General features: G+C 70.7%; 10 protein-coding genes. All 10 read left to right on the top strand.

Annotated features, from left to right (window positions below; all coding sequences use genetic code 11):
* Positions 1 to 14: 14 nt before the first annotated feature.
* Genes ACRWNP_RS10805 through nuoK form a run of 10 tightly spaced genes read left to right on the top strand, consistent with a single transcriptional unit; the run spans position 15 to position 10,453 of the window.
* A complete protein-coding gene (locus tag ACRWNP_RS10805) occupies positions 15 to 569 on the top strand; it encodes a NuoB/complex I 20 kDa subunit family protein (protein WP_018558792.1) in 555 nt (184 codons plus the stop codon).
* Complete coding sequence (locus tag ACRWNP_RS10810; protein WP_431960871.1) at positions 566 to 1,303, top strand: NADH-quinone oxidoreductase subunit C; 738 nt, start codon at positions 566 to 568, stop codon at positions 1,301 to 1,303. The genes ACRWNP_RS10805 and ACRWNP_RS10810 overlap by 4 nt, the downstream gene beginning before the upstream one ends.
* Positions 1,300 to 2,643: an NADH-quinone oxidoreductase subunit D gene (locus ACRWNP_RS10815; RefSeq protein WP_431960872.1), complete on the top strand. Its 1,344-nt coding sequence runs from the start codon at positions 1,300 to 1,302 to the stop codon at positions 2,641 to 2,643. The genes ACRWNP_RS10810 and ACRWNP_RS10815 overlap by 4 nt, the downstream gene beginning before the upstream one ends.
* Positions 2,644 to 2,669: 26 nt before the next feature.
* Positions 2,670 to 3,497: an NADH-quinone oxidoreductase subunit NuoE gene (gene nuoE, locus ACRWNP_RS10820; protein ID WP_431960974.1), complete on the top strand. Its 828-nt coding sequence runs from the start codon at positions 2,670 to 2,672 to the stop codon at positions 3,495 to 3,497.
* Between the two features lie 2 nt (positions 3,498 to 3,499).
* Positions 3,500 to 4,831 (top strand): NADH-quinone oxidoreductase subunit NuoF, encoded by a 1,332-nt coding sequence (gene nuoF, locus ACRWNP_RS10825; RefSeq protein ID WP_431960975.1) that lies wholly within the window; start codon positions 3,500 to 3,502, stop codon positions 4,829 to 4,831.
* Positions 4,828 to 7,329 (top strand): NADH-quinone oxidoreductase subunit G, encoded by a 2,502-nt coding sequence (locus ACRWNP_RS10830; RefSeq protein ID WP_431960873.1) that lies wholly within the window; start codon positions 4,828 to 4,830, stop codon positions 7,327 to 7,329. The genes nuoF and ACRWNP_RS10830 overlap by 4 nt, the downstream gene beginning before the upstream one ends.
* Positions 7,326 to 8,663, top strand: a complete 1,338-nt coding sequence (gene nuoH / locus ACRWNP_RS10835) for an NADH-quinone oxidoreductase subunit NuoH (RefSeq protein WP_431960874.1) — start codon at positions 7,326 to 7,328, stop codon at positions 8,661 to 8,663. Before ACRWNP_RS10830 ends, nuoH begins: the two co-directional genes overlap by 4 nt.
* Positions 8,656 to 9,312: an NADH-quinone oxidoreductase subunit NuoI gene (gene nuoI / locus ACRWNP_RS10840; protein WP_431960875.1), complete on the top strand. Its 657-nt coding sequence runs from the start codon at positions 8,656 to 8,658 to the stop codon at positions 9,310 to 9,312. Before nuoH ends, nuoI begins: the two co-directional genes overlap by 8 nt.
* Complete coding sequence (locus ACRWNP_RS10845) at positions 9,309 to 10,157, top strand: NADH-quinone oxidoreductase subunit J (RefSeq protein ID WP_431960876.1); 849 nt, start codon at positions 9,309 to 9,311, stop codon at positions 10,155 to 10,157. The genes nuoI and ACRWNP_RS10845 overlap by 4 nt, the downstream gene beginning before the upstream one ends.
* Positions 10,154 to 10,453, top strand: a complete 300-nt coding sequence (nuoK, locus tag ACRWNP_RS10850) for an NADH-quinone oxidoreductase subunit NuoK (RefSeq protein ID WP_431960877.1) — start codon at positions 10,154 to 10,156, stop codon at positions 10,451 to 10,453. The genes ACRWNP_RS10845 and nuoK overlap by 4 nt, the downstream gene beginning before the upstream one ends.
* The last annotated feature ends 9 nt before the right edge of the window (positions 10,454 to 10,462 follow it).

Genomic DNA, 10,462 nt, shown 5'->3' on the forward strand with positions numbered 1-10,462 from the left:
GGCGGAGAATAGCCATGGGTATTGAAGAGAAGCTGCCGAGCGGGTTCCTGCTCACCTCCGTCGAGGCGGCGGCCGGCTGGGTCCGGAAGGCATCGGTCTTCCCGGCCACGTTCGGTCTCGCGTGCTGCGCCATCGAGATGATGACGACCGGGGCCGGGCGGTACGACCTGGCCCGCTTCGGCATGGAGGTCTTCCGCGGGTCCCCGCGCCAGGCGGACCTGATGATCGTGGCCGGCCGGGTGAGCCAGAAGATGGCCCCCGTCCTGCGCCAGGTCTACGACCAGATGCCGAACCCCAAGTGGGTGATTTCGATGGGGGTCTGCGCATCGAGCGGCGGGATGTTCAACAACTACGCAATTGTGCAGGGTGTTGACCATGTGGTGCCCGTTGACATTTATCTCCCTGGATGTCCGCCGCGTCCCGAAATGCTGATGGACGCCATCCTCAAGCTCCACCAGAAGATCCAGCACAGCAAGCTCGGCGTGAACCGCGAAGAGGCCGCGCGCGAGGCGGAGGAAGCGGCGCTGAAGGCGCTGCCGACGATCGAGATGAAGGGGCTCCTCCGATGACGGATTCCCCGGACACCCCGAACCCGGACAAGGACGTCAACGCGGCCGGGCTGCCCGGCCAGCGCGGCGACCACGGGGAGGCGATCCGCGTCCAGCGCGGCATGTTCGGCGCCCGGGGCGGCGGTGACACCTCCGGGTACGGCGGCCTGGTGCGCACCGTGCGGCTGCCCGGGGCGGCGAGCCGTCCGTACGGCGGCTGGTTCGACGACGTCGCCGACGAACTCGAGGGCGCGCTGGAGGAGCAGGGCCTCCTCCCGGACAACGCGATCGAGAAGGTCGTCGTGGACCGCGGCGAGATCACCTTCCACGTCGTGCGCGAGCACCTGCCCGTGGTCGCCAGGACCCTGCGCGACGACCCCGCGCTGCGCTTCGAGCTCTGCACGGGCGTGAGCGGCGTCCACTTCCCCGAGGACAAGGGCCGCGAGCTGCACGCCGTGTACCACCTGCGCTCGATCACCCACAACCGGCTGATCCGGCTGGAGGTGAGCGTCGCCGACACGGACCGGCACATCCCGTCGCTCGTCGAGGTCTACCCGACCAACGACTGGCACGAGCGCGAGACCTACGACTTCTTCGGGATCGTCTTCGACGGTCACCCCGCCCTGATCCGGATCATGATGCCGGACGACTGGCAGGGCCACCCGCAGCGCAAGGACTACCCCCTCGGCGGCATCCCCGTCGAGTACAAGGGCGCCCAGATCCCTGCTCCGGACCAGCGGAGGTCGTACTCGTGAGCACGCACGACTTCAGGCAAGCACCCCAGCAGGCCGAGGAGCGGGAGACCACCGAGGGCCGGGTTTTCACGGTCACCGGCGGCGACTGGGACGAGCTGGCCGAGACCATCGGCAAGGCCGACGACGAGCGCATCGTCGTCAACATGGGCCCGCAGCACCCCTCCACCCACGGTGTGCTCCGGCTGATCCTCGAGATCGACGGCGAGACGGTCACCGAGGCCCGCTGCGGCATCGGCTACCTCCACACCGGCATCGAGAAGAACATGGAGTTCCGGACCTGGACCCAGGGGTCCACGTTCGTGACGCGCATGGACTACCTGACGCCGTTCTTCAACGAGACGGCGTACTGCCTGGCGGTGGAGAAGCTGCTCGGCATCACCGACGCGGTCCCGGACCGGGCCTCGGTCATCCGCGTGATGCTGATGGAGCTGAATCGCATCTCCTCGCACCTGGTGGCCATCGCCACCGGCGGTATGGAGCTCGGCGCCACCACGATCATGATCTACGGGTTCCGCGACCGCGAGATGATCCTGGACGTCTTCGAGCTGATCACCGGCCTGCGGATGAACCACGCGTACATCCGCCCGGGCGGCCTCGCCCAGGACCTGCCGCCCGGCGCCGTGGACCAGGTCCGCGAGTTCGTGAAGAAGTTCCGCAAGAACCTCCCCGAGTACGACAAGCTCGCCACCGGCAACCCGATCTTCAAGGCCCGCATGCAGGACGTGGGTTACCTGGACCTGGCCGGCTGCATGGCGCTGGGCGCCACCGGGCCGATCCTCCGCTCCACCGGCCTGCCGCACGACCTGCGCAAGTCCCAGCCGTACTGCGGCTACGAGAACTACGAGTTCGAGGTCCCGACCGTCGACACCTGCGACTCCTACGGGCGGTTCCTGCTCCGCCTGGAGGAGATGCGGCAGTCGCTGGACATCGTCGAGCAGTGCCTGGACCGGCTGCAGCCCGGCCCGGTGATGGTCGCCGACAAGAAGATCGCCTGGCCCGCGCAGCTGGCGCTCGGCCCGGACGGGCTCGGCAACTCGCTCGACCACATCAAGAAGATCATGGGCACCTCCATGGAGGCCCTGATCCACCACTTCAAGCTGGTGACCGAGGGCTTCCGGGTCCCGGCCGGCCAGGCCTATGTCGCCGTCGAGTCGTCCAAGGGCGAACTCGGCGTCCACGTGGTCAGCGACGGGGGCACCCGCCCCTTCCGCGTCCACTTCCGCGACCCGTCCTTCACCAACCTGCAGTCCATGGCGGCGATGTGCGAGGGCGGCCAGGTCGCCGACGTCATCGTCGCGGTGGCGTCCATCGACCCCGTGATGGGAGGCGTCGACCGGTGACAGAGGTATCACTCGGCATCCCCGCGATGCCCGCGCCGGACTACCCGGCCGACGTACGGCAGCGGTTGGACGCGGACGCGGCGAAGATCATCGCGCGCTACCCCGGCAGCCGCAGCGCCCTGCTGCCGCTGCTGCACCTGGTGCAGGCCGAGGAGGGCCATGTCTCCCGTACCGGCGTCCGCTTCTGCGCCGAGCAACTGGGGCTGACCACGGCGGAGGTCACCGCGGTGGCCACGTTCTACTCGATGTACCGGCGCAGGCCCTCCGGCGAGTACCAGGTCGGGGTCTGCACCAACACCCTGTGCGCCGTCATGGGCGGCGACGCGATCTTCGACGAGCTCAAGCGGCACCTCGGCGTCGAGAACGGCGAGACCACCGACGACGGCAAGATCACGCTGGAGCACATCGAGTGCAACGCGGCGTGCGACTTCGCTCCGGTGGTGATGGTCAACTGGGAGTTCTTCGACAACCAGGACCCCGAGTCGGCCAAGCGGCTCGTCGACGAACTCCGCGCCGGCCGCACCGTCGAACCCACCCGCGGCGCTCCTCTGTGCACGTACAAGGAGACGTCCCGGATCCTCGCCGGGTTCCCCGACGAACGCCCCGGTGCCGTCGAGGCGAGCGGCGGCGCGGGCCCCGCCTCGCTGGCGGGCCTGCGGCTCGCCCGCGGCGAGTCCCTGCCGGGCAGCGGCGCGGGCGTGCCCCGTCAGCCCTCCGCCCCGCCGCAGGACGAGACGCCCGCGGCCCACCTCAGCTCCCACGACGCCCCGCTGGACTCCGCGGTCTCCGACCCGGAGCACCCGGCGGGCCCGGTCACGCAGGAGCGTCCGACGGAAGGCGAGGAGGAGCGGTGACCATGGTCGACTCGGCGGAGAAGGTGCTGTCGCCCGTTCTCTCGGCCTTCTGGGACGATCCGCAGTCCTGGACGCTCAAGACGTACCGCCGGCACGAGGGCTACGAGGGCCTGCGCAAGGCGCTCGCCATGCCCCCGGACGACGTGATCGCCCTCGTCAAGGAGTCGGGACTGCGCGGCCGCGGCGGCGCCGGCTTCCCCACCGGGATGAAGTGGCAGTTCATCCCGCAGGGCGACGGCAAGCCGCACTACCTCGTCGTCAACGCGGACGAGTCGGAGCCCGGCACCTGCAAGGACATCCCCCTGCTCTTCGCCAATCCGCACTCGCTCATCGAGGGCATGGTGATCGCCTGCCACGCGATCCGTTCCCACCACGCCTTCATCTACCTGCGTGGTGAGGTCGTCCCCGTGCTGCGGCGGCTGCACCACGCGGTGGACGAGGCGTACAAGGCAGGCTTCCTCGGCAAGGACATCCTGGGCAGCGGCTTCGACCTGGAGCTGACCGTGCACGCCGGCGCGGGCGCCTACATCTGCGGTGAGGAGACGGCGCTGCTCGACTCCCTGGAGGGACGCCGCGGCCAGCCCCGGCTGCGCCCGCCCTTCCCGGCGGTCGAGGGTCTGTACGCCTGCCCGACGGTGGTCAACAACGTCGAGTCCATCGCCTCGGTGCCGTCGATCCTGCACAAGGGCAAGGACTGGTTCCGCTCCATGGGCAGCGAGAAGTCCCCGGGCTTCACGCTCTACTCGCTCAGCGGCCACGTCGCCAACCCCGGCCAGTACGAGGCCCCGCTGGGCGTCACGCTGCGCCAGCTGCTGACCCTCAGCGGCGGGATGCGCCCCGGCCACAAACTGAAGTTCTGGACCCCGGGCGGCTCCTCGACGCCGATGTTCACCGACGAGCACCTCGACGTCCCACTGGACTACGAGGGCGTCGGCGCCGCGGGTTCCATGCTCGGCACCAAGGCGCTGCAGTGCTTCGACGAGACGACCTGCGTGGTGCGGGCCGTCACCCGCTGGACCGAGTTCTACGCCCACGAGTCCTGCGGCAAGTGCACCCCCTGCCGTGAGGGCACCTACTGGCTCGTCCAGCTGCTCCGGGACATCGAAAGCGGGGCGGGCTCGTTGGCGGACCTCGACAAGCTCGCCGACATCGCCGACAACATCAACGGAAAGTCCTTCTGCGCCCTCGGCGACGGAGCGGCCAGCCCGATCTTCTCCTCCCTCCAGTACTTCCGCGACGAGTACGTGGAGCACCTGGAGGGCCGCGGCTGCCCCTTCGACCCGTCCAAGTCCACGGCCTGGGCCGACAAGTCTCACCTGGAGGTGAACGCGTGACCGTCACCACCAACGCCGCTTCCGGTGAGGCGGCGGTGCCGCCCGAGGACCTGGTGTCCGTCAGCATCGACGGCATCGAGATCTCCGTGCCCAAGGGCACCCTGGTGATCCGTGCCGCCGAACTGATCGGCATCGAGATCCCGCGCTTTTGCGACCACCCCCTCCTCGACCCCGTCGGCGCCTGCCGCCAGTGCATCGTCGAGGTCGAGGGCCAGCGCAAGCCGATGGCGTCCTGCACCATCACCTGCACCGACGGGATGGTCGTCAGGACCCAGCTCACCTCCGACGTCGCGGACAAGGCCCAGCGCGGGGTGATGGAGCTGCTGCTCATCAACCACCCGCTGGACTGCCCCGTCTGCGACAAGGGCGGCGAGTGCCCGCTGCAGAACCAGGCGATGTCCGCCGGCCAGGCCGACACCCGCTTCGAGGGCCGCAAGCGGACCTACGAGAAGCCGGTCCCGATCTCCACCCAGGTGCTGCTGGACCGCGAGCGCTGCGTGCTGTGCGCGCGCTGCACCCGCTTCTCGCAGCAGATCGCCGGCGACCCGATGATCGAGCTGGTGGAGCGCGGCGCGCTGCAGCAGGTCGGCATCGGCGAGGGCGACCCCTTCCAGTCGTACTTCTCCGGTAACACCATCCAGATCTGCCCGGTCGGCGCCCTGACCTCGGCGGCCTACCGCTTCCGGTCCCGGCCCTTCGACCTGGTCTCCTCGCCGAGCGTGTGCGAGCACTGCGCGGGCGGCTGCGCCACCCGTACCGACCACCGGCGCGGCAAGGTCATGCGCCGGCTCGCGCAGGACGACCCCGAGGTCAACGAGGAGTGGATCTGCGACAAGGGCCGCTTCGGGTTCCGCTACGCGCAGCGCCCCGAGCGGCTCACCACCCCGCTGGTCCGCAACGCCGGCACCGGTGAACTGGAGCCCGCGAGCTGGCCCGAGGCCCTTCAGGCCGCGGCCCGCGGACTCGCGGCGGCCCGCGGCCGCACCGGCGTGCTGCCCGGTGGCCGGCTCACCGTCGAGGACGCGTACGCCTACGCCAAGTTCGCCCGTGTCGCCCTCGACACCAACGACGTCGACTTCCGGGCCCGCGTCCACTCCGCGGAGGAGGCCGACTTCCTGGCGGCCGTCGTGGCGGGCCGCGGACGGGACCTGTCCGGCGACGGCGTCACCTACACCCTGCTGGAGAAGGCCCCCGCCGTCCTGCTGGCCGGACTGGAGGCCGAGGAGGAGGCGCCCGGCGTCTTCCTGCGGCTCCGCAAGGCCTGGCGGAGGCACAAGCAGCGCACCTTCGCGCTGGCCCCGTTCGCCACCCGCGGCCTGGAGAAGGCGGGCGGCACCCTGCTGCCCGCCGCGCCGGGCACCGAGACCGAGTGGCTGGACGCCCTGGCCAGTGGCGTGGGCCTCGACGGCAACGGCACCACCGCCCATGAGGCGCTGCGCGCCGAGGGCTCCGTCGTCCTGGTCGGCGAGCGGCTGGCGGCCGTGCCCGGCGCGCTCACCGCGGTCGTACGTCTCGCCCGGGCCACCGGCGCCCGGCTGGCGTGGATCCCGCGCCGCGCGGGCGAGCGCGGCGCCGTCGAGGCGGGCACCCTGCCCGGGCTGCTGCCCGGCGGCCGCCCGGTCACCGATCCCCGGGCCCGCGACGAGGTCGCAGAGATCTGGGGCGTGGCCACGATCCCGTCCCGCCACGGCCGCGACACCGCCGGGATCCTGGAGGCGGCGGCGAGCGGGGAACTCGGCGCGCTGCTGGTCGGTGGCGTCGAACCGGCCGACCTGCCCGACCCGGCCGGGGCCCGCGCGGCCCTGGACGCGGCGGGCTTCGTGGTCAGCCTGGAGCAGCGCCCCGGCGAGGTCACCGACCGGGCGGATGTCGTCCTGCCGGTCGCCGCGGTCGCCGAGAAGGCCGGCGCCTTCCTCAACTGGGAGGGGCGGGTCAGGCTCTTCGAGGCCGCGATCAAGCCGGCCCAGCAGGTCCAGCGCCACCAGTACCCGGACGCCCGGGTGCTGACGATGCTGGCCGACGCGATGGACGTCTCGCTCGGCCTCGCCGACGTCCGCTCGGCCCGCGCCGAGCTGGCCCGGCTCGCCCCGTACGAGGGCCCGCGCGCCGCGGGCCCGCAGGAGACCGGCCGCCCGCTGCCGAAGCCCGGCAGCGGCGAGGCGGTCCTCGCGGGCCACCGGCTGCTCCTCGACCAGGGCCTGCTGCAGCAGGGCGACGACGCCCTCGCCGGCACCCGCCACCCGGCGGTCGCCCGCCTGTCGGCGACCACCGCCGAGGAGATCGGCGTCGCCGAAGGGGAGCCGTTGGAGGTGTCCGGTCCGCTGGGCACGGTCCGGCTGCCGCTGCAGGTGACGGCGATGGCCGACCGGGTCGTGTGGGTGCCCCTCAACTCGGCCGGCGGGGGAGTCGCCTCGGACACCGGCGCCCTGCCGGGCCAGGTCGTCCGGATCGCCCCGGCCGCCGTGGACGCCGCTGCCGCACCGGAGGTGACCCCGTGACGGGACTGACGACGCTCGCCGCCGAGGACCTGTCCCTGTTCGGGCGGGACCCGTGGTGGCTGATCGCCATCAAGGCGGTCTTCTGCTTCGCGTTCCTGATGGTGACCGTGCTCTTCTCCATCGTGTGGGAGCGCAAGGTCGTCGCGTGGATGCAGCTGCGCATCGGCCCCAACCGGCACGGTCCCTGGGGCATGCTGCAGTCGCTCGCCGACGGCGTGAAGCTGATGCTCAAGGAAGACCTCATCGTCAAGAAGGCCGACAAGGTCGTCTACGTGCTGGCCCCGATCGTGGCGGCCATCCCGGCCTTCATGGCGGTCGCGGTGATCCCCTTCGGCCCGGCGGGCAACGAGATCTCCATCTTCGGCCACCGCACGCCGATGCAGCTCACCGACCTGCCGATCGGCGTCCTCTACATCCTTGCCACCGCGTCCGTCGGCATCTACGGCATCGTGCTGGCCGGCTGGTCCTCCGGCTCGACGTATCCGCTGCTCGGCGGACTGCGCTCCTGCGCGCAGATGATCTCCTACGAGATCGCGATGGGCGTCGCCTTCGCGTCGGTCTTCCTCTACTCCGGCTCGATGTCGACCTCGCAGATCGTCGCCCAGCAGGAGGACCGCTGGTACGTGCTGCTGCTGCCGGTGTCCTTCATCATCTACATCGGCACCATGGTCGGTGAGACCAACCGCGCGCCGTTCGACATGCCCGAGTCCGAGGGCGACCTGGTCGGCGGCTTCAACACCGAGTACTCCTCGATCAAGTTCGCGCTCTTCATGCTCGCCGAGTACGTGAACATGGTGACGGTCTCGGCGGTGGCCACCACCCTCTTCCTGGGCGGCTGGCGGGCCCCGTGGCCGATCAGCACCTTCTGGGAGGGCGCCAACCACGGCTGGTGGCCGCTGCTCTGGTTCGTGATCAAGGTGCAGCTGCTGCTCTTCTTCTTCATCTGGCTGCGCGGCACGCTGCCCCGCGTCCGCTACGACCAGCTGATGAAGCTGGGCTGGAAGGTCCTGATCCCGGTCTCGATGGTGTGGCTGATGCTGGTCGCCACCGTCCGGGCGCTGCGCAACGAGAACTACGACTTCCAGTCGATCGTGCTCTACGTCGGCGGCGGCGTGGTCCTGCTGCTCCTGGTCTCGCTGGTCTTCGACGTCTTCCGCGACCGCGGCGACAAGGCCCGGGAGACGGCCGAACAGGCCGGGCCGCAGGAGCCGTTCGACCCCATGGCGGGCGGGTTCCCCGTACCGCCGCTGCCCGGCCAGGAGCTGCCGCCCGTCCCGCGGCGGCCGTCCCGTGCGGAGCGTCAACTCGTAGGCAAGGAGGCCGACGATGCCTGAGTTCCTGGGCCCGGTAGCCGGCTTCGGCGTGACCTTCAAGGCCATGTTCAAGAAGCGGCTGACCGAGCAGTACCCCGAGGAGAAGAAGCCGACCGCGCCGCGGTTCCACGGCCGCCACCAGCTCAACCGGCACCCGGACGGGCTGGAGAAGTGCGTCGGCTGCGAGCTGTGCGCCTGGGCCTGCCCCGCCGACGCCATCTACGTCGAGGGCGCCGACAACACCGACGAGGAGCGCTACTCGCCGGGCGAGCGCTACGGCCGCGTCTACCAGATCAACTACGCCCGCTGCATCCTGTGCGGGCTGTGCATCGAGGCCTGCCCGACCCGGGCGCTGACGATGACCAACGAGTACGAGCTCGCCGACAGCAGCCGCGAGTCGCTGATCTTCACCAAGGAGCAGCTGCTCGCGGGCCTGGACGAGGGCATGGTCGACACCCCGCACGCGATCTTCCCCGGCATGGACGAGGGCGACTACTACCGCGGCGCGGTGACGCACGCGGCCCCGGGCACCGAGCGCCAGGTCGCGGTCTCCAAGGGCGAGAAGCCGGACGAGACGGTGCGGGCCGAGCGGGACCGCGAAGGCGCGGCGGACGTGCAGGTCCCCGCGACGGGCGGCACCGCTCCGGCCGGGACGGGAGGCGAGGCATGAACGGCGTGACCACCCTGACGACGCTGGCCGCGTACACCACCTCCACAGGGGAGGCGGTCCAGTTCTGGGTGCTCGGCACCGTCGCGGTGCTCGGCGCGCTCGCGACCGTGCTGATGAAGAAGGCCGTGCACAGTGCACTGTCGCTCGCCGGGACGATGCTCGTCCTGGCGGTCTTCTACCTGGCCCAGGGCGCGTACTTCCTCGGCGTCGTCCAGATCGTCGTCTACACCGGCGCGATCATGATGCTCTTCCTCTTCGTCGTCATGCTGGTCGGCATCACCGCTGCCGACTCGCTCAAGGAGACGCTGAAGGGGCAGCGCTGGCTGGCCGCCGGAGCAGGCATCGGCTTCGGCGTACTGCTGATCGCCGGCATCGCCAACGCCTCGATCAAGAACTTCCAGGGGGTCGGCCAGGCCAATGCCGGCGGCAACGTCGAGGGACTCGCCTCGCTGATCTTCACCAAGTACGTGTGGGCCTTCGAGATCACCGGCGCGCTGCTCATCACCGCCGCCGTCGGCGCGATGGTCCTCACCCACCGCGAGCGCACCGAGGCCCGCGCCACCCAGCGCGAACTCAGCCTACGGCGCGTGCGGGAGGCCGTGTCGTCCGGCCGGCAGCCCGGGGCGTCGGGCTCCGCCTGGCCCCTTCCCACTCCGGCCCCCGCGCCCGGCGTCTACGCCCGCAACAACGCGGTCGACGTCCCCGGCCTGCTGCCGGACGGCACGGCCTCGGAGCTCAGCGTCAGCCCGACGCTGCGCGGCCGCGGCCAGTACCGGGACGTGTCCGCGGAGGCGGTCGCCAAGGTCGCCGAGCTGGAACAGCGCTCCGAGGAGGCGTCGAAGTGAATCCGGTCAACTACCTGTACCTGTCGGCGCTGCTGTTCACGATCGGCGCGGCCGGGGTGCTCATCCGGCGCAACGCGATCATCGTCTTCATGTGCGTCGAGCTGATGCTGAACGCCTCCAACCTGGCGTTCGTCACCTTCTCCCGCATGCACGGCAACCTCGACGGCCAGATCATCGCCTTCTTCACGATGGTCGTCGCCGCCGCGGAGGTCGTCGTGGGCCTGGCGATCATCGTGACGATCTTCCGCTCCCGCCACTCGGCCTCGGTCGACGACGCCAGCCTGATGAAGCTCTAAGGGGTAGCG

It is taken from the genome of Actinacidiphila sp. bgisy160 (assembly GCF_965342435.1).
GTDB lineage: Bacteria > Actinomycetota > Actinomycetes > Streptomycetales > Streptomycetaceae > Actinacidiphila.

Coding starts and splice junctions, on each gene's coding strand:
- ACRWNP_RS10805 (WP_018558792.1), top strand. CDS start 15: ATGGGTATTGAAGAGAAGCTGCCGAGCGGGTTCCTGCTCACCTCCGTC.
- ACRWNP_RS10810 (WP_431960871.1), top strand. CDS start 566: ATGACGGATTCCCCGGACACCCCGAACCCGGACAAGGACGTCAACGCG.
- nuoE (WP_431960974.1), top strand. CDS start 2,670: ATGCCCGCGCCGGACTACCCGGCCGACGTACGGCAGCGGTTGGACGCG.
- nuoF (WP_431960975.1), top strand. CDS start 3,500: ATGGTCGACTCGGCGGAGAAGGTGCTGTCGCCCGTTCTCTCGGCCTTC.
- nuoI (WP_431960875.1), top strand. CDS start 8,656: ATGCCTGAGTTCCTGGGCCCGGTAGCCGGCTTCGGCGTGACCTTCAAG.
- ACRWNP_RS10845 (WP_431960876.1), top strand. CDS start 9,309: ATGAACGGCGTGACCACCCTGACGACGCTGGCCGCGTACACCACCTCC.